We start from the raw sequence: 26,655 nt of genomic DNA, 5'->3' as shown, positions 1-26,655 counted from the left end.
TGCCGTCGCGCTCATCGATGCGTCAAATTAACGCAGGTGAGCGGTGCGATACAGAGTGTAACAAGATAATGACTGTTGCCCAAATCGCAACAGTCATGGTGCTACCGGCAGGCTAATACCAAAGGTATTCCCACCGCCGTCACTGCGCACGAACACATCGCCGCCATGCATCAACGCAATCGCCTTGACGATAGCCAGGCCCAACCCGTGATTGGCCCCGCTGTTGCTGCGCGACGCGTCCACCCGATAAAAGCGTTCGAACAGACGCGGCAGGTGCTCGCTGGCAATCACTTCGCCGGGGTTGGTCACACCAATCGAGACCTGATGCTCCTGCACCTCTATGTTCACTGCGATGACCTGCCCGGGCGCGGTGTGTTGCACCGCATTGCTCAGCAGGTTGATCAGTGCGCGGCGCAGGTGGGCCTTCTCGATCTGCACCACGGCATCCCCGTGGACCTGCACCTGGACCTGGGCGTCTTCGAGGATGAAGTCCAGGTAGTCGAGAGTGGTGGCCACCTCGTCAGCCAGGGAGCTTTCGATCAGCTTGGTAGCCTTGCTGCCCTGGTCGGCGCTGGCGAGGAACAGCATGTCGTTGATGATCGAGCGCAGGCGCTCCAGCTCTTCGAGGTTCGATTGCAGCACTTCGAAATAATGCTCGGCCGAGCGCCCACGGGTCAGCGCCACCTGGGTCTGGCCGATCAGGTTGGTCAGCGGCGAACGCAGTTCATGGGCCACATCGGCGTTGAACGACTCCAGGCGCGAATAGGCCTGCTCGACGCGGTCCAGGGTGGAGTTGAACGAGTTGACGAACTGACTCAACTCCGGCGGCAACGGCGACAGTTGCAGGCGCCCGGAGAGCTTCGGTGGCGCGAGTTTCTGCGCCTCGTCCGAGAGTTTGCCCAGCGGTTTGAGGCCGATGCGCGCCACCCAGAACCCCAGCAACGACGCCAGCACCACGCCTACCAGGGCCAGGCTGATCAATGCCACGAGCAAATGATGCTGGGTGGCGCGGAAGTTCTCGGTGTCGATGGCGATCATGAAGCGCAGCGGCGGGCGCTGGTCCTTGGCTGGGAACTGGCTCACCAACACCTTGAACGGGTGCTTGTAGCCCGCCAGGTGCAAGTCGCGCTTGCCTGTGCGCCCTTCGGCGAAGGCGCGGATCTGCGCATCGGGGTTGCCATACTCGTAGTTCGGGTCGCTGCTCACCACCCAGAAGCGGATGCGTTTGTCTTCCTCACCCAGCAGCTTGAGCTTGGCCTTGATCTTCACCCAATGGTCCGGCGTACCGAAGCGGTTCACCGACGATTCGAGCACGCTGTAGCGCGCATCCAGCTCGGCGCCCGGCAGCAGCCCAAGGCTGCGGTCCACCTGTTGATAGAGCGCGCCGCCAATCAACAGGAAGATCAGCAACGCCACCAGGCTGAACATGCCGCTCAGGCGCAAGGCAATGGAGTTAGCCGACATTGCGACTCTCCAGCACATACCCCATGCCCCGGATGGTGTGCAGCAGCTTGGTGTCGAACGGCCCGTCGAGCTTGGCGCGCAGACGCTTGATCGCGACTTCCACCACATTAGCGTCGCTGTCGAAATTGATGTCCCAGACCATTTCCGCAATCGCCGTCTTGGAAAGGATTTCGCCCTGGCGTCGCGCCAATACGCTGAGCAGCGAGAACTCCTTGGCGGTCAGGTCCAGGCGCACGCCGTTGCGGCTGGCCTTGCGGCTGATCAGGTCGATCCACAGGTCAGCGACCGTCACCTGCACCGGCTCGTGCCCGCCGCTACGGCGGGTCAGGGCTTGCAGGCGTGCCACCAGTTCCAGGAAGGAAAACGGCTTGCCCAGGTAATCGTCGGCGCCTTCGCGCAGGCCGCGAATGCGGTCTTCCACGCGCTCGCGAGCGGTCAGCATGATCACCGGCGTCTGTTTGCGTGCACGCAAGGCGCGCAACACGCCGAAGCCATCGAGGCCGGGCAGCATCACGTCGAGCACGATCACCGCATAATCGTTCTCCAGCGCCAGGTGCAGACCCTCGACACCTTCGCGGGCGACATCGACCGTATAGCCTTGCTCGGTCAGACCGCGATGCAGGTAGTCCGCGGTTTTCTCTTCATCTTCAATAATCAGGACGCGCATGAGTCTTTTGCTCCAGGGCCGGGCCTCAATCTGTGGTTGCCAACGCAGGGGTTGGTATGGGCCGGTGGAAAAACTTCTCGAGGTACAAGTATATGACCGGCGTGGTGAACAACGTCAGCGCCTGGCTCACCAGCAAGCCACCGACCACCGCGATCCCCAGCGGCTGGCGCATTTCCGCACCGGGGCCGGCGCCGAGCATCAGCGGCACCGCGCCGAGCAGGGCGGCGAGGGTGGTCATGATGATCGGCCGGAACCGCGTGACGCAGGCTTCGTAGATCGCTTCTTCAGGCGCCAGCCCGCGCACGCGTTGGGCGTCAAGGGCGAAGTCGATCATCAGGATGCCGTTCTTCTTCACGATACCGATCAACAGCACCAGGCCGATCAAGGCCATGATCGAAAAGTCCTGGCCCATCAGTGACAGCATGATCAGTGCGCCCAACCCGGCGGATGGCAAGGTCGAGATGATCGTCAGCGGGTGCACGAAACTCTCGTACAACACGCCGAGGATGATGTAGACCGCCACCAGCGCCGCCAGGATCAGCCACGGTTGGCTGGCCAGGGAGCTCTGGAACGCCTGGGCCGCGCCCTGGAAGTTGCCGATGATGGTAGTTGGCATGCCGATTTCATTCTTGGCCTGGTTGAGCATGAGCACCGCGTCGCCCAATGCCACGCCCGGCGCCAGGTTGAACGACAGGTTGGCGGCCGGGAACATGCCGTCATGGCTGATGGAAAGCGGCCCCACCGTCGGTGGATCTACTTTGGCCAGCGCCGACAGCGGCACCATCTCGTTGGTCAGCGGCGAGCGCAGGTAGAAATAGTTCAGGCTTTCGGCCTTGCCGCGTTGTTGCGTGTCCAGTTCCAGCACCACCTGGTACTGGTTGATTTCGGTCTGGAACTCGTTGATCTGGCGTTGGCCGAAGGCGTCGTACAGCGCCTGGTCCACATCGGTGGCGGTCAGGCCAAAGCGTGCGGCGGCCTGACGGTCGATGCTGATGTGGGTGATGCTGCCGCCCAGTTGCAGGTCGTTGGACAGGTCGCGAAAGGCCGGGTTGGCGCGCAGTTTTTCGGTGAGGCGCTGGGTCCAGGTATTCAGCGTCGCGCCGTCATTGCTCTTGAGCACGTATTGGTACTGGGCGCGGCTGGGGCCGGAACTCAAGTTGATGTCCTGACCGGCACGCAGGTACAGCACAATGCCGGGCACCTTGGCCAGTTTCGGGCGGATGCGATCAATGAACTGGCTGGCGGACACATCGCGATCACCGCGATCCTTCAAGGCGATCCAGAAACGCCCGTTGGCAATGGTCTGGTTGCTGCCGGTCACCCCCACTGAATGCGAGAACGCTTGCACCGCCGGGTCGGCCTTGACGATCTCGGCCAGGGCCTTGTGCTTGGCGACCATGTCCGGGTACGACACGTCGGCCGCCGCTTCACTGGTGCCGAGTACAAAGCCGGTGTCCTGCACCGGGAAGAAACCCTTGGGGATAAACACATAGCCGACCACGGCCAGGGCCAGGGTTATCACAAAGATCGCTGCCATGGTGCGTTGATGGGCCAGGGCGCGGCGCAGGTTGCGCGCATAGCCGGCCAACAGGCGCTCGCTGAAACCTGGTTTGTCGTGGACGTGATGGGTGGGCGCGCGCATGAACAGCGCGGCGAGGGTCGGCGCCAGGGTCAGTGATACCACCACCGAAATCAGGATGGTCGAGGTGGCTGTCAGCGCGAATTCCTTGAACAGCCGTCCGACCACACCGCCCATGAACAGCAGCGGAATGAATGCCGCCACCAGCGAGAAGCTGATGGACACCACGGTAAAGCCGATTTCACCGGCGCCCTTGATCGCCGCTTCGCGCTTGTCGAGGCCCGCCTCCAGATGACGATGAATGTTCTCCACCACCACGATCGCATCGTCCACCACAAAGCCCACGGCAATCACGATTGCCACCAGTGTGAGGTTGTTCAGGCTGAAGCCCATCAGGTACATCAGCGCAAAACTGGCGACCAGCGACACGCCCAGCACACTGGACACAATCAGCGTCGCCGACAACTGGCGCAGGAACAGCGCCATCACCGCCACCACCAGCAGGATGGCGATCAGCAAGGTGACTTCCACTTCGTGCAAGGAGGCGCGGATGGTCTTGGTGCGGTCGGTCAACACGCTGACCTGCACCGACGCTGGCAACATGGCTTGCAGGCGCGGCAACTCGGCTTGAATACGGTCGACGGTCTCGACAATGTTCGCGCCGGGTTGGCGTGAGATCACCAGGTTGACCCCGGGCGTGTCGCCGGACCAGGCCTGCACGTAGGCGTTTTCCGAGCCATTGATGACTTTGGCGATATCACGCAGTTGAACCGGTGCGCCGTCCTTGTAGGACACGATCAACTGCGCGTAGTCCTCCGGGTGGAACAACTGGTCGTTGGTCGACAGGGTCGACACGCTGTTCTCGCCGTAGATCGCGCCCTTGGCCAGGTTGAGGCTCGATTGCTGGATAGCCAGGCGGATATCGGCGAGGGTCAAGCCGATGGCGGCGAGTTTGTCCGGCGACGCCTGCACGCGGATCGCCGGGCGTTGCTGGCCGGTGATGTTGATCTGGCCAACGCCGTCGATCTGGCTGATCTGCCGGGCCAGCAGGGTTTCCACGTAGTCGCTCAGCTCGGTGCTGGGCATGCTGTTGGAACTGACGCTGAGGATCAGTACCGGGCTGTCCGCCGGGTTGACCTTTTTCCAGGTCGGCAGGCTCGGCATATCGCTGGGCAGCTTGCCGGACGCGGTGTTGATCGCCGCCTGCACTTCCTGGGCGGCGGTGTCGATGCTCTTGTCCAGGGTGAATTGCAGGGTCAGCAGGCTGGAGCCCAAGGCACTGCTGGAGGTCATCTGGGTCATGCCGGGGATGGCGCTGAATTGCACCTCCAATGGCGTGGCCACGGACGAGGCCATGGTGTCCGGGCTGGCGCCAGGCAGGGTGGCGGTCACCTGGATGGTCGGAAACTCCGCTTCAGGCAGTGGGGCAATGGCCAGGCGCGGGAAGGCAATCAGCCCGAGCAGCACCAGGGCGAAGGTCAGCAGCAGGGTGGCGACCGGGTGGTCGACACACCAGGCTGACGGCGAACGGCTCATGGCTGCACCTTGGCATCGACGGTCTGGATGACCTGCGGCGGGTCCTTGAGTACCTCAACCTGCGCGCCGGCCTTGAGCCGCGACTGGCCGTCACTGACCAGCACATCCCCGGCCTGCACGCCCTTGATGATATTGAGGTCGCTGTCCTGGTACGTCACCTGCACCGGCACCACCTCGACCTTGTCGCCGTTGACCCGGTACACGAAGTGCGAATCCAGGCCGCGCTGCACCACGGTCGGTGGAACGACCAAGGCGTTTTTGTCGAGGGCGGTCTGGATCTTGATGGTCACCAGTTGCCCCGGCCACAGGCGCTGTGAAGCGTTGTTGAACTCGGCCTTGGCGCGCAGGGTGCCGGTGGTGGAGCTGATCTGGTTGTCGATCAGGCTCAAATGGCCTTCGCCGAGCAAATCGCCGGTCTGGCCGTCGGTATCGGCGCCCAGGTAGGCGTCGACGCTGGCCGGGGTGGGCGCCGCGATCAGGCCTTGCAGGGTGGGCAGCATCTGTTGCGGCAGGGAGAACTCGACGGCAATCGGGTCGATCTGGGTCACGGAAAACAGGCCCTGGGTATCGGCTGTGCGCAGGAAGTTGCCTTCATCCACGGTGCGAATACCCACGCGGCCGCTGACCGGTGAGCGAATCTGGGTGTAGGAAAGTTGCACCTGGGCCGAATCGATGGCGGCCTGGTTGCCCTGGGCGGTGGCCTTGAGCTGGTTGACCAACGCTTGTTGCTGGTCATAGGTCTGCTTGGACACGCCGTCATCGACGCTCAATGCCTTGTAGCGCTTGAGGTTGACCAGCGCCACCTGCAACTGCGCCTGGCTTTCGCCCAGTTGCGCCTTGGCCTGGTCGAGATTGGCGCGGATCGAGCGGTCATCGATGGTCGCCAGCAGGTCGCCGGCCTTGACCCGTTGGCCTTCCTTGACCAGCAATTTTGTGAGGATGCCGTCCACCTGCGGGCGAATCACCACGCTGTGCAGTGACAGCACCGAACCGATCCCGCTGACAAAGCGCGGAACATCCTGCTGCACCACGCTCACCACCCGCACCGGAATCGCCGTGGGCGCCGCCAGTCTGGCTTTGGCTGGACGGGTCAAGGTCCAGGCTGCAACAGCCAACACTACGAGGACAGCCACGATCAGGGCGGTTTTGCGTTGAATGTGCATGGGGTGAGGCGCCAGGGCAAAGGATTTGAAGTGTGTGAGGCCTTTATAGCCTGCCAACCCGGTCAGCAAGGTGACTGCTAACTGACGGCGCTGTCAGTAAAGGCAGACCATTCGTACAGGTGGTGGTTAAAGATCCGAGGCGGGCAGGTATACTGCGCGCCAGCGTGGCCCGCAAGCCGGCCCCGCGTCATTTCTTGCACGCTCCGGAGCTTCCATGACTTCCCCGACACAACCCCCTGTTGAAGCGGCCGACCTCGTCGATCCGGCCAGCGCCGAAGGCGTTGAAAAAGCCGAGATCCCGGCGTTCAAATTCCCCTTCAAGCCGGGTGAGCTGGCCGGGGCCAAGAATGCCGCCCAGCCCTGGTACAAGAACGGTGCCAGGAATGGCCACACCAAGACCCCGGGCATGGCGCCACCGGGCACCCGTCGTTCCATGGGTAAACGTTAAGATTAATCCACTGTAATATTTGCGGGATGTTGCCTACAGCTCCAGTCGCTATTTCTTCTTGTAAGCCCGCGACCATTTCTTGAAAGCTTGCACAGCTTCCGCTGCACCCCTGGTTTTTCCACAGGGAGCAGCGGAGGGCGCTCTTTCCGGAAAAGGACGTTTCCTGTGGCCCTGATACACCTTTGTGTAGCGTTTGTCCTGTTGCTTGCGGTGGATGCCGTTGCAGGCCTTGATCAACCTCGACGCGAAATCCGCTTCGCCGTTGCCGCACAATTTCCCCCCTTCCAGAGCCGCAACCCGCAAGGGCAGTTGGTCGGCTTGAATATCGAGTTGGGCAACGCCCTTTGCCAGCAGTTGAATGTTCGCTGTACCTGGGTCGACCAGGTGCTGGTCGAAAACTTCGGACGTCTTGAAGCGCGGCAATTCGATGCAATCATGGGCATTGCCCCTACACCCCTGCGCCGGCGTTGGGTCAGTTTTACCGACAACCTCTACCCCTTTACCACGCGTCTTGTCGCCCGTCGAAGCTCGGGCCTGATGCCGACACCAAGGTCGCTCAAGGGCAAGCGAGTGGGCGTATTGCTGGGCAGTAATCGCGAAGCCTTTGTTCGTTCGCAATGGGCGCGCGAAGGCGTGATTATCAAGAGTTTCTGGCTCAACGACGAGCTGGTCCGCAGCCTGGTGGCAGGCGATATCGATGCGACCCTGCAGGGCACTGTGGAAATTCGCGAGGCCCTGCTCGACACGGCTGTCGGCCAGGATTTCGACTTTCTGGGGCCCGCCGTTTGTGCTGAGCTGTTAGGCAATGGTGTTGCGATTGCGCTGCGCAATACCGACACGGCGCTGCGTGTCGAGCTGAATCGTGCGCTTGAACAGCTCAAGCACAATGGCGAATACCAGCGGATCGTCGCGCCTTATCATCTGGACCGGCCGTGATGGCTAATTAATTGCGCGGAACATGAGCTGGATCAGTATTTGCCCCCTCGGTGCGCTTAGAGTCGACGCCCTGCCGACTCCCCCAACAACCACGAGCGCGCTTCTCCATGAAGATCAATCTGCCGGTCACCGGTCGGAATGTGGACTTTGCCCCCGACGCCAACATCTTTTCGACCACCGACCTGACCAGCGCGATTACCTACGCCAACCAGGACTTCATCGATATCAGCGGCTACAGCTGTGACGAGCTGCTGGGGGCGCCGCACAACATCCTGCGGCATCCGGACATGCCGGCCGAGGCATTCGCCCATATGTGGCAAACCCTCAAGAGCGGCCGGTCGTGGATGGGCATGGTGAAAAACCGCTGCAAAAACGGTGACCACTATTGGGTCAGCGCGTATGCCACGCCGGTGACCCGAGAGGGCGCGACCGTGGAGTATCAATCGGTGCGTATCAAGCCGGATGCGCGCAGGATCGCGGTGGCGGAGCGGATGTATGCGCGTTTGCGAGCGGGCAAGCGGCTGTCCTGGCCGGTCGTCGGCATGGGGGTGAAATTATCGGCATGGGTCATCGCCACTTGCGCGGTGACCTGGGCCTTGGGCTTGGGCCTGACGGACTCCGCGCCGGTCTGGCAGCTACTGGCGTTGGTGTCGGGCTGTGCGGCGGGGGCGGCTGGCGTGCGGCTGATGTTGCGGCCCTTGGCTGAACTGCAAAAGCGCGCGCGCCGGGTGGCCGACAACCCGCTGAGCCAGGCGATCTACACCGGGCGCCGCGACGAGTGCGGGCAGATCGAGTTCGCCCTGCACATGCTCGAAGCCCAGGTGGGCGCAGTGGTAGGGCGTATCGACGATGCCTCCCAGCGCCTCTCCGGCCACGCTGCACGGTTGGTGCAGCACCTCGACAACAGTCACGCCAGCAGCCTTGGCCAGCAGACCCGGACCGACCAGGTGGCGGCAGCCATTCACCAGATGGCCGCCAGCGTGGCCGAAATGGCCAACCATGCCCAGCAGGCGTCCAAGGCGGCCGACCAGGCCGGCAGCGAAACCCGTGAAGGTCACCTGCGTGTGGATGAAAGTCATGATGCGGTGTTGCGCTTGTCCCAGGAGCTGGCGCGGGCCACGGAGGTTATCCACCAGTTGGAAAACCACAGCGGTGAAATCAGCAGCGTGCTGGAAGTGATCCGCACGATTGCCGAGCAGACCAACCTGCTGGCCCTGAACGCGGCTATCGAAGCGGCGCGGGCCGGTGAGCAGGGGCGCGGGTTTGCGGTGGTGGCCGATGAAGTGCGCGGCCTGGCCCAGCGCACCCAGCAATCGACCGATGAAATCCAGCGCATGATCAGCACCCTGCAAGGCGGCGCACGGGACGCGGTGCAGGCCATGGCGCACAGTGGCGAGTATGTCGACGCCAGCGTCAAACAGGCGCAGCGGGCCGCCGCCGCACTGGATGGCATCAGCCAGCGTGTCACACAAATCACCGCCATGAGCCAGCAGATTGCAACCGCCGTGGAGGAGCAGAGCACGGTGAGCGAGGACATCAATCGCAACATCGTCGGCATCCGTGATGCCGGGGAGGCCACCGTCAGTGCTGGGCAGCAGAGCCGGCTCAGTTCAAGCGATGTGGCCGCACTGGCGGAGGATCTACGGCAGTTGGCGCGGGAGTTCTGGTCTAGGCCGCGCGCAACGAGATAAACGCATAGTTGGCCGGCACTTCGGTGGCAATCTGCGCCCCGGCATCCAGCACTTGCTCGGCGATGTCCATTCCCGACACATGGAACACCCATTCATTGGCCACGGACGGCTGACCCACCGCCAACTCGATCGCTTGGGCAAACGCGCCCATGTCCGGCAGGTAAGCGGTAAACCCATCGCCCTTGAGCGCCGTGGTGCGAATGCCGAGCAAGGCGCACACCGCTTCCTTGGTCTGCACATCATCACGGTCGGCCTGACGTGAGCGCTGGATCAACTGCGCCAGTTCAGGGTCCATCAACTGGCCGCCCACGATCAGTTCCGGCCCCTGTTCCCAGGACTCCGGTGGGCAATCCTTGGCGGCGGGGTTCAACGGGATATGCGGATTGATCTCCATCGGGTAGATGCGGCACACCAGCGGGCGACGCTCATAGATACGGCAGCGGTTGTCCTCGTCAAGATTCCGGCAGGGGCCGGCGTTGTAGGCGGCAAAGGTGATTGCCACAAACGCCTCGGTGTTGCCGCTGGGCACGACCACCGAACGGCGTTCGGCATGTTCGCGTTGTTGCAGGGGCAGGCCCAGGCCATTACCGAGGAAACCTTCCACCAGGACGATGACGCTGCCGCCGTCGGCCGCCCACTGGCGGGCTTCTTCGAGGGTCAGGGGCACGTGATGATCGGAGCAGCATTTGCCGCAACCTACGCAGGAAAATCGAGTGTTCATGGCGGATCTGTCACCAGGCTAGGTCAGAGGGCACGCAAGAACGGTGACGGGCTTTTACCTCTGTTCACCGTTTTGTCTCTCTGGAAGCAAGTTACACGCCAGTGCCTGTCAGTCCTCTGTCACTACATCGCGTAGGACAAATCTCATGCCTGCGCTCTCATACAACTGCCGAGCGCGCAGGTTGCTTTCCAATACCTTGAGGTCCACATAGGGCTCGCCGCGCTGCTTGAACACCTGGAAGCTGTGCAGCAACAAGGCGCGGCCCAGCCCCTGGCCCTGGGCGCAAGGGTGAACGGAGAGGTTCTTGATGAATGCGCTGGTCCAGCATTGCGCGACGGCGAGAATGCCTTCGTGGTTGCTCGCCACCAGGCACAGCGTGGGGTCGAACTCGGCGTCGGTGGTGAATTGGTGCTGCCAGGTTTCCAGGTGGGGAACGCGGCCGCCGCCCTGGTCCTGGGTCATGCGCAATACCGCATGAATCGCTGGTGCAAGCTCGTCACGATAATGATCCAACTGTGTATCCGCGGGCCACAGCGGGGCAGGCAGGCTGCCGGTGAGGTCGCGGCGCAGCAGTTGGAAGTATTCGCTCACAGGCCTTTTTGCGCCACGGTTTGAGCGGCCACTACCAGGCACTTGGTCAACTCGGGCGAAGAGAACTTGGTGAGCACCGCATCGGCGCCGGCCAGCCGGGCTTTTTCGCTGTTCATCGCGCTGTCCAGGGAGGTGTGCAGCAAGATATAGAGGTGCTGGAAGTCCGGGGTTTCGCGCAGGGTGCGGGTGAGGGCGTAGCCGTCCATTTCCGACATCTCGATGTCCGACACCACCACATTGATCTGCTCGGCTGTGCCTTGCAGCTCCAGCAGCACATCGATGGCTTCCTTGGCGCTGCGTGCGGTATGGCAAGTGAGGCCGAGGTTGCGCAGGGTGTGTACCGATTGCTGCAGCGCGACCTGGCTGTCGTCCACCACCAGGATGCGCGCATTGCCCAGCACTTCGGCCTCTTCCATGGTCAAGTCGGTGGGCGCCGCTTCGATTGGCGCCGGTGCGATGCCATGGATGACTTTTTCGATATCCAGCACCTGCACCAGGCCGCCTTCCACCTGGGTCACTCCGGTGATAAACGCACGGTTACCGCCGGAGCCGTAGGGCGGCGGACGGATGTCGGTGGTCAGGCAATGCACGATCTTGCTCACCGCCTGCACATGCAACCCCTGTTTGGAGCGGCTCACGTCGGTGACGATCAGGCAGCCACCGTCCGGGTCTGCCAGGGGCATTTCGCCGAGGGCGCGGCTCAGGTCGATCACCGCCAGCGAGTTGCCGCGCAGGGTGGCGATGCCTTTCACATGCGGGTGGGACTCCGGCAGCTTGGTCAGCGGCGGGCACGGGATGATTTCGCTGACTTTCAGCAGGTTGATCGCCATCAGCTTGCCGCTGCGCAAGGTAAAGAGCAGAAGCGAGAGTGAGTCTGCGCGGGCTTTGGTGGTGGGCATAAAAACCTTCTGTGGATCAGGGATGACGATCTATGGAAGGTTATCGACTTGAGCGGCCCATGCTTTAGGGGCATGGGCCGCTAAAATCATTCCTTCCACACCTGAGGATTCACCAGGTCCTGCGGACGCTGGCCCAGCAGGGCGCTGCGCAGGTTGTCCAGGGCACGGTTGGCCATGGCTTCGCGGGTTTCATGGGTGGCCGAGCCGATGTGCGGCAGGGTCACGGCATTGCTCAGTTGGAACAGCGGCGATTCGGCCAGTGGCTCTTGCTCATACACATCCAGGCCGGCACCACGGATACGCTGGCTTTGCAGGGCTTCGATCAGCGCCGGTTCGTCTACCACCGGGCCGCGGGAAATATTGATCAGGATCGCGCTGGACTTCATCAGCCCCAACTCGCGGGTGCTGATCAGGTGCCGGGTCTTGTCGCTCAACGGCACCACCAGGCACACGAAATCCGCCTCGGCCAGCAGCGCGTCCAGGCTGCGCAACTGTGCGCCCAACTCCTGCTCCAGCGCCGGCTTGCGGCTGTTGCCGCTGTAGAGGATCGGCATGTTGAAACCCAGGCGGCCACGCCGGGCCACGGCCGCGCCGATATTGCCCATGCCGACGATGCCCAGGGTCTTGCCGTGCACATCGCAACCGAACAACGGCGCGCCGACACTGGCTTTCCACTGGCCGGCCTTGGTCCAGGCGTCCAGCTCGGCCACCCGGCGAGCGCTGCTCATCAGCAGGGCGAAGGCCAGGTCGGCGGTGCTTTCGGTGAGCACATCCGGGGTGTTGGTGAGCATGATTCCGCGCTCGTTGAAGTACGCCACATCGTAGTTGTCGTAACCCACCGACACGCTGGACACCACTTCCAGCTTGCTTGCGCCTTGCAACTGCTCGCGCCCCAGCTTGCGGCCCACACCGATCAGGCCGTGGGCGTGGGGCAGGGTTTCATTGAATTGAGCGTTGATGTCACCCAGCTTGGGGTTGGGCGCGATCACCTCGAAATCCTGTTGCAGGCGTTCGATCATTGCCGGGGTGACGCGGCTGAAGGCGAGGACAGTCTTTTTCATTGCAGGCGGGCTCATCGACTACGGGAGAATGCCAAGCACGCTAACATTCCTGCCGACAGTTGTCAGGACGTCACATGTATCCATGTGAGCACCGGACCAAGTGTGGGAGGGGGCTTGCCCCCGATGGCAGTGGACCGGTCAACACATCTGGTGACTGACGCACCGCTATCGGGAGCAAGCTCCCTCCCACATTTGATCTATATCACCTGGGAGAGATCAGTTCGCCAGGCGCGCACCGCTCAGGCTGCCACTCAATTCATACGCCACCAGTTCCGCCTGGTGCGCCGCCAGAATCTCCGGCAGCGAGCCGCGCAGGTATTCCACCCAGGTCTTGATTTTCGCATCCAGGTATTGGCGCGAGGGATAGATGGCGTACAGGTTCAATTCCTGGGAACGGTAGTTGGGCATGACCCGCACCAGGGTGCCGTTGCGCAGGCCCTCGATGGCCGCGTACACCGGCAACAGGCCAATGCCCATGCCGCTGGTGATCGCGGTTTTCATCGCGTCGGCCGAATTCACCAGGAACGGCGAGGTATTGATCGCCACGCTTTCCTGGCCTTCGGGGCCGTTGAAGGTCCACTTGTCGAGCTGGATCACCGGGCTGACCAGGCGCAGGCAGGCATGGTTGAGCAGGTCATTGGGGCGATGGGCGCAGCCCTTGGCCTTGACGTAATCCGGCGAGGCACAGGCGATGCTGTAGGTGATGCCCAGGCGCTGGGACACGAAGCCCGAGTCCGGCAGTTCGCTGGCCAGCACGATGGACACATCATAGCCTTCGTCGAGCAGGTCCGGCACACGGTTGGCCAGGGTCAGGTCGAAGGTCACGTCCGGATGGGTGCGGCGATAGCGAGCGATGGCGTCGATGACGAAATGCTGGCCGATGCCGGTCATGGTGTGCACTTTCAATTGCCCGGCGGGGCGCGCATGGGCGTCACTGGCCTCGGCTTCGGCTTCTTCGACATAGGCCAGGATCTGTTCGCAGCGCAACAGGTAACGTTTACCCGCCTCGGTCAGTGCAATGCGCCGAGTGGTGCGGTTCAACAAGCGGGTTTGCAGATGGGCCTCAAGGTTGGAGACCGCGCGCGACACATTGGCAGTGGTGGTATCCAGTTGCACCGCGGCGGCGGTGAAGCTGCCGGCTTCGGCCACGCAACTGAAGGCGCGCATGTTTTGCAAAGTGTCCATGGAGTGTTCTCAAGGGAGATGCCAAATTGTGACATGAAGTTGCGCGCAGGTGTGTATCCGCTGGGCGCTGTCCCCTCCCGACGTGGGTGGCGAAGAGTCAGGACAACGTCCAGGCCTCACTGACTTTCGCCCTATAGTGCGGCATGTATTCCTGTAGCAAGTGATTGAATGCCGCCTGTGCGCGGGCGCGGTTTTCACCGGTAGGTACGTCGAGGGCGGCTTGGGCGCGCTGTATCAGGGTTTCGGCGGCCCGGGCGAGTACCGGACTGATGCGTTTGAGTGCGTCAATCTCCGCGGTCAGCGACGTACCGTGGGCCTGCCGGCCCAGGGTGTCGAGCAATGCATGAAAGTCATCGGCGTGCCGCTCTACGTAATCGTCCCAGCCCGGCTTCTCATCGGGGTTTTCCAGGTAGCGGAGGGCGATTGGCAGCAGATGATCCAGTGAGTCGCTGCCTAACCGGTCTTTGTGCAAGGTTTGCCGGGTGCGCAACGACTGCGCCTCGATGACGCTGAACTGTTCAACCTGTTGCGGCAGTACCAGATTGCGGTCTTTGTCCTCCGTATGACGGGTATAGAGCACCACCGGTTGGCCGTGCTTTATCTTTACCAGCACTTGGGTGGACCACGGTCTGGCGGGATCAGGCAGCGATTCGCTGATCGAGCGGACCAGGTGTCCCCAGCCGAATGTCTGCTCGCCAATGGTATCAAGTGCTTGGTCCAGCATTTCCTTGACGACTTGCCGGGATTCTAAAGGGGCAATATCGATTGTCAGGTAATCACCGCTCAGGTGCGGGTCATCGAGCTTGCGTTGGCTGACTTCAATGGTCACGCCTTTGCCCGCCCCGCCCTGTGACGAGGCCGCTACCCCGGCAGAGAAACTCTGTATCTGGGCGATGGCGGTCAGCTTGTAGACTTTCAGCGCATCGGGGCGCAGCTGAGCAGGGTGACGCTGGATCAGCGTGTACATTTCATTCTCCAGCGGCCTATCGATGCGCGACTGTGCCTTGAGCAGTACATAGCGCTCCAGCAATGATTGGGCCTGTTTGTTGCTGGCGTGGCGGGTGGCGTTCAGCTCGGACGCTGGCACGGGTGTGCAGACCTGCCGGGTGAATTGTTTGCTGGTGGCGTCTATGTGGTTTTTCATGTCGGCCAACAGTGCCAGGGGGTCGTCGTTGTAGTGCTTGTGCGAGGCCAGGCGACGATGCGCCAACTCCGGCGCCGTTTCATACAGGCTCAGGATATCCAGGGTGATGTGTCGGTGAGTGCGTTGCAGGGTTGGCTTTATCGTGGTTTTCACCTGCAGAGCACTGAAGACATTCACCGTCGACTTGTTATGGGCCGTCAACGCGAAGCCGCGTTCGGTGATCACCGGTTGGGACGTGTTTCTCACGCTGGGCAGCTCAACATCGGTCAGGCCTGCGTCGGCCAATGCCGCCCTGACATAGGGTTGGCTCAGCGCTGAGTAGGCCAGGTGTTTCTGCAGGTTGTAGCTATCACGCAACAAGCTGGGCAGGTTCTTCACAGTGCGACGGATACTCTCGCTTAGCGAGGTGCGAACGGAATGGCTGCGCGCATCGGCGTACTGTTCCAGGTTTTCGTATTCGCGAGCCGAAACATAGCCGATACCGAGTTGGCTGTGGGTCTGGAACAGCTTCTCGATCGATGACTTCAACTGTGCCTGCAGGCTGATGGCGCGCGTGCTTCTGATGCGCTGGTCGGCGCAGACCTCCAGGCGGGAGTCGGCTGCCAGCTGCGGCCCGGCACGCGTCTGTTGCGTTGGTTCCAATGCAACGTTGTAGCCGATATGACGGTGGTTGCTGCGTTCGCCGCCATTGCGGACATAGGCGAGTGCCGGTAATAACTTTTGCGTCAGGCGCAGATGTTTGCCAGCACTGACGGCTGCCCGGAACTGCCATTTGAGGGCTCGACACAGTGCATAGTCGGCCTCGATGTCCGGGTCCCTGGAGGTGCGGTGCCGGCGAAGCAGGTGTTCGGCCTTTTTGAAAAACGCGTAAAAGTCCGGTAATGCCTCTACCGACACCTCAAGGCTCGGCTCTCGGCTGGACAGCTTGTGGTGAAGCGCCTCTATTGACGCTCGATCGCGATGATCGTCTGCAAGCGGGATCAGCTTTTCCAGGACGCTGTCCGCAATCCAGCACACATCACGCTCCAGGGGGCGCATGCCGGGTTGCAGTGGTGCTGGCGAGAGGTGTAGCTGCCTGCGCAGAACGTCAGCGGTCTGTTGTGCAGGGGCGGATATGGCTGCTTCGAAAGGGCGTGCGTTGAGGACTGAAAACATTCGGGCACTCCAGAGGGTGGAATGCTCGTTAGTGTGCTTGCTGGCAGCGCACCGCGCTGTAGGGAGAATGTCCCTGTGCCGGGATAAATAGCCCTACATCCTTGGAGCCAGCTCGGATTATCGTCTGAACGGTAACAAAGATTCACAGGAATGCCAGCTTATCGTTCCCCATGCCGCCCCCTAGAATTGCGCCACCTCTCCCCGCAACACCCTCTCAGGAATTCACAGCAGTGCCGCGTCGCATCAGCAGAGAGCTCAAGACTCTCAGTGTTTGGGCTTTATCGTTCGCAATCAGCGGCTGCATCGGAACCGGAGGAGTAGCCCCTCAAGGCCAGTCCCTCAACGCCAATGACCTGGCTACCGACGACGCCATCCAGAGCGCCGCGCAAGACGCCCACTGGCCCACCGCACACTGGTGGCAAGCCTACGGCGATCCCCAACTGAACCGCTGGGTCGCCCTCGCTACCGAAAACAGCCCAAGCATGGCCATGGCCGTTGCACGGGTGCGTGAAGCACGGGCCATGGCGGGGGTTGCCGAGTCGGCCGAGTCGTTGCAGATCAATAGCGACACTACCCTCAAGCGTCACAATTGGCCGAAGGATCAATTCTACGGGCCGGGCGAGCTGAGCGGTGCCAACACATGGGATAACAATGCGTCCCTGGGCCTGAGCTACGCCCTCGACCTGTGGGGCCGTGAAAGCAATGCCAGCGAACGTGCCGTCGACCTGGCGCACATGAGCGCCGCCGAAGCGCGCCAGGCCCAGCTCGAATTGCAGAACAACGTGGTGCGCGCCTATATCCAGCTGTCGTTGCAGTACGCCAATCGCGATATCGTCGCGGCCACCTTGGCGCAACAGCAGCAGATTCTCGACCTTGCCAACAAACGCCTGAACGCCGGGATCGGCACCCACTTTGATGTCAGCCAGGCCGAAACGCCGTTGCCGGAAACCCATCGCCAACTGGACGCCCTGGACGAAGAGATCGCCCTGAGCCGCAACCAACTCGCAGCGCTGGCGGGCAAGGGGCCGGGGGAGGGCGCGACATTGCAACGCCCGACCCTGTCTCTCGCCGCGCCCCTGAAACTGCCGTCGCGACTGCCTGCGCAATTGCTCGGCCAACGCCCGGATGTGGTCGCCAGCCGCTGGCAAGTCGCGGCCCAGGCCCGTGGCATCGACGTGGCCCACGCCGGTTTTTATCCCAACGTGGACCTGGTCGGCAGCCTCGGCTACATGGCCACCGGTGGCGGCATACTGGAGTTCCTGGCGGGCAAGAAATTCAACTACAACGTCGGTCCGGCGATCACCTTGCCAATCTTCGACGGCGGGCGCCTGCGTGCGCAATTGGGTGAAGCCAGCGCCGGTTATGACATCGCGGTCGCCAAGTACAACCAGACGCTGGTCAACGCGCTCAAAGGCATCAGCGACCAGTTGATCCGTCGCGAGTCCATGGACAAACAAGCGTCCTTCGCCGCGCAGTCGGTGGCTTCGGCGCAGAAAACCTACGACATCGCGATGATCGCTTACCAGCGCGGCCTCACCGACTACCTCAATGTGCTGAATGCGCAGACGTTGCTGTTCCGCCAGCAACAGGTGCAGCAACAGGTGCAGGCCGCCCGCCTGAGTGCCCACGCCGAACTGGTCACCGCCCTGGGCGGCGGCCTCGGTGCTGGCAGCGACGTACCGCAAGACGCCAAGACCCTCCCGAGCAAGACCCCGACGGCACTGGCCGTGTTCGATCACTGAGTAGGATTTGATGACTCCCTTGCCTGCACCGCTGCGCTGGCTGCATGCCCTTGAGTGGCGCCGTGGTTTTTTCGACTGGGTACGCAGCGACGGCGTGACCTGGGTGTATATCTTCAAGGTGCTGGCCGCCGCGTTCCTCACGCTGTGGTTGGCCATGCGCCTGGAGTTGCCGCAACCGCGTACGGCGATGATCACCGTGTTTATCGTGATGCAACCGCAAAGCGGCCAGGTGTTCGCCAAGAGCTTCTATCGCTTCCTCGGCACTCTGGCGGGGTCGGCGGTGATGGTGCTGCTGATCGCCTTGTTTGCGCAGAACACCGAGTTGTTCCTTGGTGCCTTGGCGATCTGGGTGGGCATGTGCACCGCTGGTGCCACGCGCAATCGTAACTTTCGTGCCTATGGTTTCGTGCTGGCCGGCTACACGGCGGCGATGGTCGGCCTGCCTGCGCTGGCGCATCCGGACGGTGCTTTCATGGCAGCGGTGTGGCGGGTGCTGGAAATCTCCCTGGGGATTCTGTGCGCCACGCTGGTCAGCGCCGCGATCCTGCCGCAAACCTCCAGCGCCGCCATGCGCAATGCCTTGTACCAGCGCTTTGGGGTGTTCGCGCTGTTCGTCACCGATGGCCTGCGCGGGCGCAGCCAGCGTGAAGGGTTCGAGGCCAGCAACGTGCGCTTCATCGCCGAAGCCGTGGGCCTGGAAGGGCTGCGCAGTGTCACGGTGTTTGAAGACCCGCACATGCGCCGGCGCAATGGTCGGCTCAGTCGCCTCAACAGCGAGTTCATGAGCCTTACCACGCGCTTCAATGCCTTGCACCAGTTGCTCGAGCGCCTGCGCAGCGATGCCGCCGACCATGTTGTCGCGGCGATCAAACCCGGCCTGCAAGACCTCGCCGAAGTGCTCGATGGTTTTTCTGGCCGTGCGCTCACCAGCCCTGACGCGGCGCGCCTGGTCAATCAACTGAGTGCCTACAAGGACAGCTTGCCCGCCAAGGTCCGTAGCCTGCGCGCGGCCTTTCAGGAAGGCGATCCCACCGAAGCCGAGCAGCTGGATTTCCACACCGCCTACGAGTTGCTCTACCGTTTCGTCGACGACCTGCACAACTACGCGCAAACCCACGCGTCCCTGGCCGATCACAGCCATGCGCGCGAGCAGTGGGACGAAACCTTTATCCCGAAGACCAACTGGTTGGCTTGCGTCGCCTCGGGGATTCGCGCGTCGTTTATCTTGATTGTGCTCGGCAGTTACTGGGTCGCCACCGCCTGGCCCAGCGGTGCGACCATGACCCTGATTGCCGCCGCCACCGTGGGCCTGTCCGCCGCCACGCCGAACCCGAAGCGCATGGCGTTCCAGATGGCCTGCGGCACGTTGCTCGGTGCGTTGGTGGGCTTTGTCGAAATGTTCTTCGTGTTCCCCTGGATCGACGGTTTCCCGCTGCTGTGCGTGATGCTTGCGCCGGTGATCATCTTCGGCGCGTTTCTCGCCTCACGCCCGCAGTACGCGGGTGTCGGCGTGGGCTTGTTGATCTTTTTCAGTACCGGCTCGGTGCCGGATAACCTCACGGTCTACAACCCCTACACCTTTATCAACGACTACATCGCCATGATCATCGGCATGCTGGTGTGCGCCGCAGCCGGGGCGATCATCCTGCCGCCCAACAGCCGTTGGTTGTGGCGCCGCCTGGAGCAAGACCTGCGCGAACAGGTGGTGTATGCGATCAGCGGCAAGCTCAAGGGCCTGGCCTCGAGTTTTGAAAGCCGCACCCGCGACCTGCTGCACCAGGCCTACGGCCTCGCCGTCGGCCAGCCGCAAGTGCAGCGCGACCTGCTGCGCTGGATGTTCGTGGTGCTGGAAGTCGGTCACGCGATCATTGAGCTGCGCAAGGAACAGGCGATCCTTCCGGTGCACCCGGCGTACGCCGAGTCCCAGCCGTGGCGCCAGGCGATCCGCGTGATGGGCCGCTCGCTGGTGCGGCTGTTCCTGCAACCCAGCGCGAGCAACCTGGAGCGCGGCCTCATCGCCGTCGACCATGCGATCAGCCGCGTACAGGCTACCGACGAACCCTTCGCCCCGCACTTCGACACGTCGGCCCTGCGCCGGGTGAAAAGCTACCTGCACTTTATCCGCACTTCATTGCTCGACCCGCAATCGCCACTCGCTGCCTTTAAAGGAGCTGCGCATGCCCCGTGAAATCGCCTTCCATGGCATCTATATGCCGACCATGACCCTGATGTTCCTGATCGCGGCGGGGCTGGCCTGGGGTGTGGATCGCTTCCTGGCCGGGTTCGACCTGTACCGTTTTTTCTGGCACCCGGCGTTGCTGCGCCTGAGCCTGTTCGTCTGCCTGTTCGGCGCCCTGGCGCTGAGCGTCTACCGTTGAGAATGCCCCGATGAAAAAGTTTTTCAGCCTGCTCGCGACCTTGCTGGTACTGGCCCTGGCGATCTGGATTGGCCGCACGTTGTGGGTGCATTACATGGAAACCCCGTGGACCCGCGACGGCCGTGTGCGCGCCGACATCATCAACGTGGCGGCTGACGTCACCGGCGAAGTGGTCGACGTGCCGGTGCGTGACAATCAGCTTGTCAAAAAAGGCGACCTGCTGATGCAGATCGATCCCGAGCACTACCGCATTGCGGTCAAGCAGGCGCAATCGCTGGTCGCGTCGCGCAAAGCCACCTGGGAAATGCGCAAGGTCAACGCCCATCGCCGGGCGGACCTGGATGCGCTGGTGATTTCGAAGGAAAACCGCGACGACGCCAGCAACATCGCCGACTCCGCCTTGGCCGATTACCAGCATGCGTTGGCGCAACTGGAAGCCGCCGAACTCAACCTGAAACGCACCCGGGTGCTGGCGGCGGTGGACGGCTATGTCACCAACCTCAACGTGCACCGAGGCGACTACGCACGCATCGGCGAAGCCAAGATGGCGGTGGTGGATATGAACTCGTTCTGGGTCTACGGCTTCTTCGAAGAAACCAAACTGCCCCATGTGAAGGTCGGTGACAAAGCCGATATGCAGTTGATGAGCGGCGAGACCTTAAAGGGCCATGTAGAAAGCATCTCGCGCGGCATCTACGACCGCGACAATCCCGAGAGCCGCGAGTTGATTGCCGATGTGAACCCGACCTTCAACTGGGTGCGCCTGGCCCAGCGGGTGCCGGTGCGGATTCATATCGATGAAGTGCCGCAGGGGGTGTTGTTGGCGGCGGGGATTACGTGCACGGTGATTGTGCGGGAGTTGTCGGGAGGTTGAGGTCGGCTATTGGCGGAGTGCGTTGGCCCTCACTTTGCGACGGCGTTTCACTCTCAAGATGCTGGTAAAACGGCGATGTTTTTTTGAATTGAGAACCAAGATGTAAAGCAGAGCCGAGAATAGCGGCAATAGGTTGAGCAATGTCACAGCGTGGCTGCCCAGATAGGCGATCGAGAGCAAGATATTCGCGATGATCACAGTTACAAGTACTCGAGATGCATGACGGGATCCTTCCCACAACATCGCTTGGCCCACGTAGAAGATCAAGCAGAGTGCTACGCCGGTTCCGAAAGAATACTCGGTCGATAGGTGATAGAGCGCTGCGTAGTACGAGAGGCTATGCGCCATGTTGCCGGCAATCGTATTCAAGCAAAGCAGTAAGGCGCCACCCCATACCGGTAAAAAACGGTACGCATAACGGCGCCAAATTAAATACTCCCGGAAGGGGTCGACGCTATATTTCATGGCTGTCGAACTCCTCGTAGAGTGCAACGATCACGTGATTGACGTTTCCGGATAGAGTGCTGCCCGTGACAGCCAAAGTGGCGCCGATTTGGTCTTGGATCTGAGTCATGATGCTTAGGCGTATCTGGGAATTGCTGAAGCGTCTGGGCAACTGCCCAGACAACTGTTTCAGGCGAACCATTGCACTGGGGTGACGAGGGTTTTTCAGGCGTAATACTTCGCTGGTTAGCTTTGCGCGTTCCTGACGACTCATATGCCTCAAGACATCAGTGACTTCGCGCCCCGTCGAATGTTTGATCGCCATAATCGTTTTTACCGTGGCAAACGTAGTGCTTCCCGCACCGACGAGTGAGATTCCGTCTAGAGCGACGGTCATTGCCTGGTACCAACCTAACGAGTCGTAGTAGTCGTTCTCGGCGGGGTTGACGAACTCATTGTAGGTCCGCCATAGACTGTTGAGGCATTGCACGCCGCTTGCAGCCGTGCCGGCCAAAGCAACGTAGGACAAAGCAAGACTGGTACCTGCGCTGAACGGTGCCGCCGCGATTCCTGCCTTCGCAATTATGATGCCTATTACAGCCCCGCCGCAGGAACTCACGACTCCCGATGCTTCTTTTCACACCTGCGACTCATGCAGTGAACTGGCCGCCAGCTGCGCATATTCTTCTGCCGTCCTGACCGGCCCCGTCATTTCCCGCAACATCACGCGCTTGGGCCTGATACTGCACAGCGGCACAAACTCACGCAGTACCGTCACCTGATAATCACTGCCGATATGCACCACTGCGGCCCCGACGATGGCCGGGTCGGCATCTATGGTTCGATAGAGCTTGGGCAGGTCCAGCAGACTGGTCAGCCGCTGGCGAGTAGTGGTATGCGCTTGCGGCACACCACTTTGCAGAAAATCCCTGGGCATCCTTTCACCTGTGAGTCGACAGAGGTGAAAGAGCCTGGGGATTGTTTCCTTGTAATGATGTCAGGCCGTTCGCTGTTTTTTGTAGGACGCGGCCTGGTAATTATCTCACTGCGCTATGAAGGTCTCGTGCAAATGCCGCCACAACAGCACGCCACTGGCCTGCTTCTCAAACACCACTGTAGCGCGGCGATCCGTCTGCGTGCCGCTGGCATCCACCTGATGTTCGCGGTAAGTCACCGTCGCCCCACGAGCATGCCGGTCGATTCCGGCCATCTCGCTCAAGGTGATCTTCAACCCCGGGCGCATGCCGCCCAGACGCGTGAACAGTGCATTGACCCCGGCGGCATTCACCCGTGCGCCGGTAGCGGGGGCGATCATGCTGAACTCCGGCGAAAAGCGGGCGAGCAACGTCTGCAAGGTACCTTCGGGTGCGACACCGGCAAACCATTGTTCGATCTCGACGTGGGTCTGGATCACTTCTTCAAAAAAATCGCTGTAGTCAATCATCGGTCGGGCTCGCTGGCGGGGTGAAGCAGTGCACGTAGCCTGGACGCATCCAGACGCAGCACCGCAAAAAGAGGCAGCAGGGTCAGGGCTGCCGCCATCGTGAAGGTTATGGCGAAGGAATCCAAGGCTGACAACAGTGCGCTGAGTATGGCTGCGCCCAGGCAGAAGCTCACTTGCCGATTGATGTTCCACAAGGCGCTGGCGTGGCCCATGCGTTCGGCAGGAATATCGAGAAAGGCCAGGGTCTGCGCGGTGCTGCTGCACAGGCTGCCTCCCAACCCCATCAACAAATAGGCTGGAATGATCAGTGCAGGGCCATTCAGCAACAGGATGCCCAGGCATTGCAGCAGCATGCCCGCCAACAACAACGGCTTCGGACCACAGCGGTTGAACAGTTTTTTGCTGAGCAAAATCGCCAGTGCCGACGCCAGTGCCCACGGCAGCATCAAGGCGCCGGTCTGTGTGGCGTCGTACCCGAGGCCGCGAAGATAGAGTATGGCGATGAGGCTGGTACCGATGAACACGCCGGGGATGCACAGGTAGATCAGCATCGCGGTGCGCAGCATTGGGCTGCGCATCTGTTGGAAAATACTGCCCACGTCCAGTGGCACACGACGGCTCGACGGCCTGTCAGGTTTTATCCATAGAACGGTCAGCAGCAGGGTCATCAACGCCAGTGGCAGATTGGCGTAGAAGATCCAGCGCCACGACATGTTGTCGACAATCAAACCACCCAGAGCCGGAGACAGCGCCGGCACCAGCAATGCCACCGACATCACTCGCGCTGTCAGTTGGCTGCGTTCAGCCGCCGGGAAATGCCGGTAAGCCATGGCCTGCCCGACGGGAATCAGCAAGCCACCGCCCAGCCCTTGCAGGGCACGCCAGCCGATCAGTGTTTCAATCGAACTCGCCTGGCCCACCATCACCGATGCCCCGGCGAACAGCAACAGGCTTGCCGCGATCAGCGTTCGCTCCCCCATCACCGCAGCCAACCAGACACTGAGCGGAATGATCACGGTCAGGCCGATCAGATAGGCATTGCTGATCCAGGCCAGTTGCGTGACCGAGGCGTGCAGTTCGCGGGCAATGTCCGGGTAGGCGACGGTGGCGACAAACATGTTTACCAGGTCCAGGGCGAAGCCCAGCAAAAAGATCCAGGCGACTTTCGAGCGGTAGGTCATGAACGCAATCCTGCGAATGAAGCGGGCAGGGTAGGCCGCACACAACATTTGGGCTACGCCGGTTTGCCTGCTAGTTTGTCAAAAATATTTTGACAAAGAGACCTCCAACCCATGGTCAGCCTGGACCGATTCGACACCTTCAAGGCCGTGGTCGAGGCCGGCTCTCTCACCGCTGCCGCTGACCTGTTGGGCCAGACTCGCGCCGTGGTCAGCTTCAACCTCAAGCGCCTGGAGGCGGAACTGGGCGTTACTCTGTTGACCCGCAACACCCGCCAACTGGCGCTGACCGATGCCGGCGAACGCTTCTACGTGCGTTGCACGCGCATGCTCGAAGAAGCTCGATTGGCGGTGGAGGAAGCCCGCTCGGAGCATGCCCAACTCAAAGGCACGTTGCGCATCACCACCACCATCGAATACGCGTTGGCCGTGGTCGCGCCGGCGGTCGAAGCCTTCCGCCGCCTGCATCCGGACCTGGACATTCACTTGTCCACTTCCTCGACCCATGCCGACCTGATCTCCGAACGTTTCGACGTGGCGATTCGACTGGGCCGCCTGCTCGATTCCAATCACCGCGCGGTGCAATTGTCCACCTTCGAGGTGTTTGTCGTGGCGGCACCGGAGTTCGCCGGGGTTGACACGCTGGAGGCATTGGAGCCGTTGCCCAAATTGGCACATGGCCGTCTGACTGAGTTAAGCCTGACCGACCCCGAAGGTGGCCAACATCAGTACCGTCCCGGCAATGCCTCGCTGGTGGCCGATAGCGCGGCGGTCCTGCAAGCCTTTGCCGTGCGCGGGCATGGCGTGGCAGTGTTGCCGCAGTGGTTGGTGCAGGACGATCTGAACAGCGGGAGGTTGGTGCGCCTGTTGCCGGACCATCGCTTCGCTCCGCAAGGGGTCTATGCGATGTATCCGGACACTCGGCATTTGCCGCTCAAGGTGCGGGCATTTATTGATTTCATGAAGGGCTAGAGTGAGCCCGCCAGACCAAAACGCTTCTTCAGCACCCTCTCCAACAACCCCTTGGGCAACAGCGCCGCCATCAACGGCAACGCGCGGCTGCCGTTGCCCGAACGCAGCAGGCGCGGCGGTTGCGACTGTTGCACGGCCTTGAGTACGTCCGCCGCAAACTCATTGGCGGGTGTCGGCTTGTCCTGCGACGCCTGGCTGCGTGCGCGAATACCTTCGCGCAATGGCCACCACGGCGATTGCTCGTTGATCAACAATTCGGCCTGGGCACCGGCGTTTTTTGCGAAGCTGGTATTGATCGCACCGGGCTGCACTTCCATGACCCGCACGCCAAACGGCGCGAGTTCCATGCGCAGTGCGTCGCTCAGGGCATGTACGGCCGCTTTGGATGCGCAGTAGGCGCCCGCAAACGGCGTCACCAGCACCCCGGACACGCTGCCGATATTCACCACCAGGCCTTTGCGTTTGCGCAGCGCCGGAAAAAACGCCTGGGTCACGCCGATGATGGAAAACACATTGGTTTCGAATTGGCGTTGCAGCGCCTGGGTGCCGCCATCAAGCAGTGGGCCCATGGCGCCGTAGCCGGCGTTGTTGATCAGCACGTCCAGCTCGCCCACATGGCTGGCCAGTGTTAGCAGGGCGGCGTTGTCGTTGACGTCCAGCAGCACGGCGTGAAAACCGGCGTTGTTGAGGGCGATAACGTCGGCTTCGCGGCGAGCGCTGGCGAGCACTTCGAAGCCTGCTGCCTTGAAAGCGTCAGCCATGGCGCGGCCGATGCCGCTGGAGCAACCAGTGATGAGTACGTTGGGCATGGGGCGGTCCTTGGCGGTGTCGCTGTCTTTGTGGAGAGGCACCCTACCGTAGCTGTGGTGCAAATTGAAACATGTACATTTCGCGGGAAACGAGCGTGAACCTGTCAACTTTCACAGGTTCACCATCGTGTGAAATGGCTTATGTTTAATCCAGTCTCACTCGGGCAACAGGGGCAAACTGGATGTGAAAGCCAAAGATAAGAAATCCACGACAGCGAAACCACCAACAACGTCTAAATCGAAAGCCAAACCCAAGACCGGCGCGAAAGCACCGCAAGTCAAGCCGGTCTTCAACACCCGTTTTTTAAAAGGCCTGGTGACTGACGCAGCCTCAAAAAAACCAGGAAAGGCAAGGTCAGTTGCAAATTGTCTTATCTCACGTGGATAACGACGACGGCCAATTCACCGGCGATGACGAGCGCTATCTTCCCTTCGAACCCACTGGCTCGGTCTCCCGTTGGCGCCTGGCATTTACCGAGCAAAATCCGCAGATACGTGAGCGGCACATCGAATCGCTGCAAGACATCATCCTCCACCTGAGTTACACCGCTAAACTCGGCCAGGAGTAGCCCTC

25 protein-coding genes are annotated in these 26,655 nt (G+C 61.6%); 9 read left to right on the top strand and 16 right to left on the bottom strand.

Features of this window, described 5'->3' with window-relative positions:
- Positions 1-93: 93 nt before the first annotated feature.
- From BMX59_RS02485 to BMX59_RS02470, 4 genes are read right to left on the bottom strand one after another with little or no spacing between them, the layout of a single operon-like run.
- Positions 94-1,464 carry a heavy metal sensor histidine kinase gene (locus tag BMX59_RS02485; protein ID WP_093119757.1) on the bottom strand — a complete coding sequence of 457 codons (1,371 nt, stop codon included), beginning with the start codon at positions 1,462-1,464 and terminating at the stop codon, positions 94-96.
- A complete protein-coding gene (locus BMX59_RS02480; RefSeq protein WP_071491192.1) occupies positions 1,454-2,131 on the bottom strand; it encodes a heavy metal response regulator transcription factor in 678 nt (225 codons plus the stop codon). Before BMX59_RS02480 ends, BMX59_RS02485 begins: the two co-directional genes overlap by 11 nt.
- 25 nt (positions 2,132-2,156) lie before the next feature.
- Positions 2,157-5,246 (bottom strand): multidrug efflux RND transporter permease subunit, encoded by a 3,090-nt coding sequence (locus tag BMX59_RS02475; protein WP_093119754.1) that lies wholly within the window; start codon positions 5,244-5,246, stop codon positions 2,157-2,159.
- Positions 5,243-6,409, bottom strand: coding sequence for an efflux RND transporter periplasmic adaptor subunit (locus tag BMX59_RS02470; protein WP_093119751.1), 1,167 nt, complete (start codon positions 6,407-6,409; stop codon positions 5,243-5,245). The genes BMX59_RS02475 and BMX59_RS02470 overlap by 4 nt, the downstream gene beginning before the upstream one ends.
- A gap of 214 nt (positions 6,410-6,623) precedes the next feature.
- Between BMX59_RS02470 and BMX59_RS02465 the strand changes: the two genes are divergently transcribed.
- The 3 genes from BMX59_RS02465 (at position 6,624) to BMX59_RS02455 (ending at position 9,484) form a co-directional block, all read left to right on the top strand.
- Entirely contained in the window at positions 6,624-6,857 is a 234-nt protein-coding gene (locus BMX59_RS02465) for a hypothetical protein (RefSeq protein WP_092240798.1), read from the top strand.
- 165 nt (positions 6,858-7,022) lie between these two features.
- The gene (locus BMX59_RS02460) at positions 7,023-7,793 is read left to right on the top strand and encodes a transporter substrate-binding domain-containing protein (RefSeq protein WP_092240801.1); all 771 of its coding nucleotides are present in this window, start codon (positions 7,023-7,025) and stop codon (positions 7,791-7,793) included.
- A gap of 107 nt (positions 7,794-7,900) precedes the next feature.
- On the top strand, positions 7,901-9,484 hold the full coding sequence (locus BMX59_RS02455) for a methyl-accepting chemotaxis protein (protein ID WP_093119746.1): 1,584 nt from the start codon (positions 7,901-7,903) through the stop codon (positions 9,482-9,484).
- Here BMX59_RS02455 and BMX59_RS02450 read toward each other — a convergent pair.
- The 6 genes from BMX59_RS02450 to BMX59_RS02425 form a co-directional block, all read right to left on the bottom strand.
- Positions 9,462-10,205, bottom strand: a complete 744-nt coding sequence (locus BMX59_RS02450; protein WP_092240805.1) for a YkgJ family cysteine cluster protein — start codon at positions 10,203-10,205, stop codon at positions 9,462-9,464. The two genes, BMX59_RS02455 and BMX59_RS02450, sit on opposite strands and share 23 nt — an antisense overlap.
- Before the next feature lie 108 nt (positions 10,206-10,313).
- Positions 10,314-10,796, bottom strand: coding sequence for a GNAT family N-acetyltransferase (locus tag BMX59_RS02445; RefSeq protein ID WP_092240807.1), 483 nt, complete (start codon positions 10,794-10,796; stop codon positions 10,314-10,316).
- Positions 10,793-11,695 (bottom strand): chemotaxis protein CheV, encoded by a 903-nt coding sequence (locus BMX59_RS02440; protein WP_071491200.1) that lies wholly within the window; start codon positions 11,693-11,695, stop codon positions 10,793-10,795. The genes BMX59_RS02445 and BMX59_RS02440 overlap by 4 nt, the downstream gene beginning before the upstream one ends.
- Positions 11,696-11,781: 86 nt before the next feature.
- Positions 11,782-12,756: a 2-hydroxyacid dehydrogenase gene (locus BMX59_RS02435; protein ID WP_093119741.1), complete on the bottom strand. Its 975-nt coding sequence runs from the start codon at positions 12,754-12,756 to the stop codon at positions 11,782-11,784.
- Between the two features lie 216 nt (positions 12,757-12,972).
- On the bottom strand, positions 12,973-13,941 hold the full coding sequence (locus BMX59_RS02430; RefSeq protein ID WP_058422937.1) for a LysR family transcriptional regulator: 969 nt from the start codon (positions 13,939-13,941) through the stop codon (positions 12,973-12,975).
- A gap of 97 nt (positions 13,942-14,038) precedes the next feature.
- Positions 14,039-16,240, bottom strand: a complete 2,202-nt coding sequence (locus BMX59_RS02425) for a hypothetical protein (RefSeq protein ID WP_139212844.1) — start codon at positions 16,238-16,240, stop codon at positions 14,039-14,041.
- Between the two features lie 230 nt (positions 16,241-16,470).
- Between BMX59_RS02425 and BMX59_RS02420 the strand changes: the two genes are divergently transcribed.
- From BMX59_RS02420 to BMX59_RS02405, 4 genes are read left to right on the top strand one after another with little or no spacing between them, the layout of a single operon-like run.
- Positions 16,471-17,982, top strand: a complete 1,512-nt coding sequence (locus BMX59_RS02420) for an efflux transporter outer membrane subunit (RefSeq protein ID WP_092240813.1) — start codon at positions 16,471-16,473, stop codon at positions 17,980-17,982.
- 10 nt (positions 17,983-17,992) lie between these two features.
- Positions 17,993-20,170, top strand: a complete 2,178-nt coding sequence (locus tag BMX59_RS02415; protein WP_093119734.1) for an FUSC family protein — start codon at positions 17,993-17,995, stop codon at positions 20,168-20,170.
- The gene (locus tag BMX59_RS02410; protein ID WP_071488550.1) at positions 20,160-20,360 is read left to right on the top strand and encodes a DUF1656 domain-containing protein; all 201 of its coding nucleotides are present in this window, start codon (positions 20,160-20,162) and stop codon (positions 20,358-20,360) included. Before BMX59_RS02415 ends, BMX59_RS02410 begins: the two co-directional genes overlap by 11 nt.
- Before the next feature lie 10 nt (positions 20,361-20,370).
- Entirely contained in the window at positions 20,371-21,234 is an 864-nt protein-coding gene (locus BMX59_RS02405) for an efflux RND transporter periplasmic adaptor subunit (RefSeq protein ID WP_071488551.1), read from the top strand.
- 6 nt (positions 21,235-21,240) lie between these two features.
- Here the strand turns inward: BMX59_RS02405 and BMX59_RS02400 are convergent, their stop codons facing one another.
- From BMX59_RS02400 to BMX59_RS02385, 5 genes are all read right to left on the bottom strand, one after another.
- Positions 21,241-21,699, bottom strand: coding sequence for a hypothetical protein (locus BMX59_RS02400; RefSeq protein WP_092240817.1), 459 nt, complete (start codon positions 21,697-21,699; stop codon positions 21,241-21,243).
- The gene (locus tag BMX59_RS02395; RefSeq protein ID WP_256572927.1) at positions 21,689-22,297 is read right to left on the bottom strand and encodes a hypothetical protein; all 609 of its coding nucleotides are present in this window, start codon (positions 22,295-22,297) and stop codon (positions 21,689-21,691) included. Before BMX59_RS02395 ends, BMX59_RS02400 begins: the two co-directional genes overlap by 11 nt.
- 18 nt (positions 22,298-22,315) lie before the next feature.
- On the bottom strand, positions 22,316-22,615 hold the full coding sequence (locus BMX59_RS30675; RefSeq protein WP_256572926.1) for a hypothetical protein: 300 nt from the start codon (positions 22,613-22,615) through the stop codon (positions 22,316-22,318).
- Between the two features lie 105 nt (positions 22,616-22,720).
- Positions 22,721-23,122, bottom strand: a complete 402-nt coding sequence (locus BMX59_RS02390) for a DUF4440 domain-containing protein (RefSeq protein WP_092240819.1) — start codon at positions 23,120-23,122, stop codon at positions 22,721-22,723.
- Positions 23,119-24,303: an MFS transporter gene (locus BMX59_RS02385; protein WP_093119729.1), complete on the bottom strand. Its 1,185-nt coding sequence runs from the start codon at positions 24,301-24,303 to the stop codon at positions 23,119-23,121. Before BMX59_RS02385 ends, BMX59_RS02390 begins: the two co-directional genes overlap by 4 nt.
- Positions 24,304-24,414: 111 nt before the next feature.
- Here BMX59_RS02385 and BMX59_RS02380 point away from each other — a divergent pair, with 111 nt between their 5' ends.
- Positions 24,415-25,272, top strand: a complete 858-nt coding sequence (locus BMX59_RS02380; protein ID WP_092240823.1) for a LysR family transcriptional regulator — start codon at positions 24,415-24,417, stop codon at positions 25,270-25,272.
- Here the strand turns inward: BMX59_RS02380 and BMX59_RS02375 are convergent.
- Positions 25,269-26,081: an SDR family oxidoreductase gene (locus tag BMX59_RS02375; protein ID WP_092240825.1), complete on the bottom strand. Its 813-nt coding sequence runs from the start codon at positions 26,079-26,081 to the stop codon at positions 25,269-25,271. The two genes, BMX59_RS02380 and BMX59_RS02375, sit on opposite strands and share 4 nt — an antisense overlap.
- A 320-nt stretch (positions 26,082-26,401) precedes the next feature.
- Here BMX59_RS02375 and BMX59_RS02370 point away from each other — a divergent pair, with 320 nt between their 5' ends.
- A complete protein-coding gene (locus BMX59_RS02370; RefSeq protein WP_256572933.1) occupies positions 26,402-26,650 on the top strand; it encodes a Tc toxin subunit A-related protein in 249 nt (82 codons plus the stop codon).
- The last annotated feature ends 5 nt before the right edge of the window (positions 26,651-26,655 follow it).

Origin of the sequence: Pseudomonas sp. NFR09 (assembly GCF_900111535.1) — a bacterium.
In the GTDB taxonomy this organism is placed as follows: Bacteria; Pseudomonadota; Gammaproteobacteria; order Pseudomonadales; family Pseudomonadaceae; genus Aquipseudomonas; species Aquipseudomonas extremorientalis.
This window is presented reverse-complemented; position numbering and strand designations above follow the sequence as displayed.

Bases quoted from the DNA above. Each gene is read 5' to 3' on its own strand.
- BMX59_RS02390 (WP_092240819.1), bottom strand. From the start codon at position 23,122: ATGATTGACTACAGCGATTTTTTTGAAGAAGTGATCCAGACCCACGTC.
- BMX59_RS02425 (WP_139212844.1), bottom strand. From the start codon at position 16,240: ATGTTTTCAGTCCTCAACGCACGCCCTTTCGAAGCAGCCATATCCGCC.
- BMX59_RS02465 (WP_092240798.1), top strand. From the start codon at position 6,624: ATGACTTCCCCGACACAACCCCCTGTTGAAGCGGCCGACCTCGTCGAT.
- BMX59_RS02385 (WP_093119729.1), bottom strand. From the start codon at position 24,303: ATGACCTACCGCTCGAAAGTCGCCTGGATCTTTTTGCTGGGCTTCGCC.
- BMX59_RS02480 (WP_071491192.1), bottom strand. From the start codon at position 2,131: ATGCGCGTCCTGATTATTGAAGATGAAGAGAAAACCGCGGACTACCTG.
- BMX59_RS02415 (WP_093119734.1), top strand. From the start codon at position 17,993: ATGACTCCCTTGCCTGCACCGCTGCGCTGGCTGCATGCCCTTGAGTGG.
- BMX59_RS02400 (WP_092240817.1), bottom strand. From the start codon at position 21,699: ATGAAATATAGCGTCGACCCCTTCCGGGAGTATTTAATTTGGCGCCGT.
- BMX59_RS02475 (WP_093119754.1), bottom strand. From the start codon at position 5,246: ATGAGCCGTTCGCCGTCAGCCTGGTGTGTCGACCACCCGGTCGCCACC.
- BMX59_RS02470 (WP_093119751.1), bottom strand. From the start codon at position 6,409: ATGCACATTCAACGCAAAACCGCCCTGATCGTGGCTGTCCTCGTAGTG.
- BMX59_RS02440 (WP_071491200.1), bottom strand. From the start codon at position 11,695: ATGCCCACCACCAAAGCCCGCGCAGACTCACTCTCGCTTCTGCTCTTT.
- BMX59_RS02375 (WP_092240825.1), bottom strand. From the start codon at position 26,081: ATGCCCAACGTACTCATCACTGGTTGCTCCAGCGGCATCGGCCGCGCC.
- BMX59_RS02410 (WP_071488550.1), top strand. From the start codon at position 20,160: ATGCCCCGTGAAATCGCCTTCCATGGCATCTATATGCCGACCATGACC.
- BMX59_RS02405 (WP_071488551.1), top strand. From the start codon at position 20,371: ATGAAAAAGTTTTTCAGCCTGCTCGCGACCTTGCTGGTACTGGCCCTG.
- BMX59_RS02455 (WP_093119746.1), top strand. From the start codon at position 7,901: ATGAAGATCAATCTGCCGGTCACCGGTCGGAATGTGGACTTTGCCCCC.
- BMX59_RS02450 (WP_092240805.1), bottom strand. From the start codon at position 10,205: ATGAACACTCGATTTTCCTGCGTAGGTTGCGGCAAATGCTGCTCCGAT.
- BMX59_RS30675 (WP_256572926.1), bottom strand. From the start codon at position 22,615: ATGCCCAGGGATTTTCTGCAAAGTGGTGTGCCGCAAGCGCATACCACT.
- BMX59_RS02435 (WP_093119741.1), bottom strand. From the start codon at position 12,756: ATGAAAAAGACTGTCCTCGCCTTCAGCCGCGTCACCCCGGCAATGATC.
- BMX59_RS02430 (WP_058422937.1), bottom strand. From the start codon at position 13,941: ATGGACACTTTGCAAAACATGCGCGCCTTCAGTTGCGTGGCCGAAGCC.
- BMX59_RS02380 (WP_092240823.1), top strand. From the start codon at position 24,415: ATGGTCAGCCTGGACCGATTCGACACCTTCAAGGCCGTGGTCGAGGCC.
- BMX59_RS02485 (WP_093119757.1), bottom strand. From the start codon at position 1,464: ATGTCGGCTAACTCCATTGCCTTGCGCCTGAGCGGCATGTTCAGCCTG.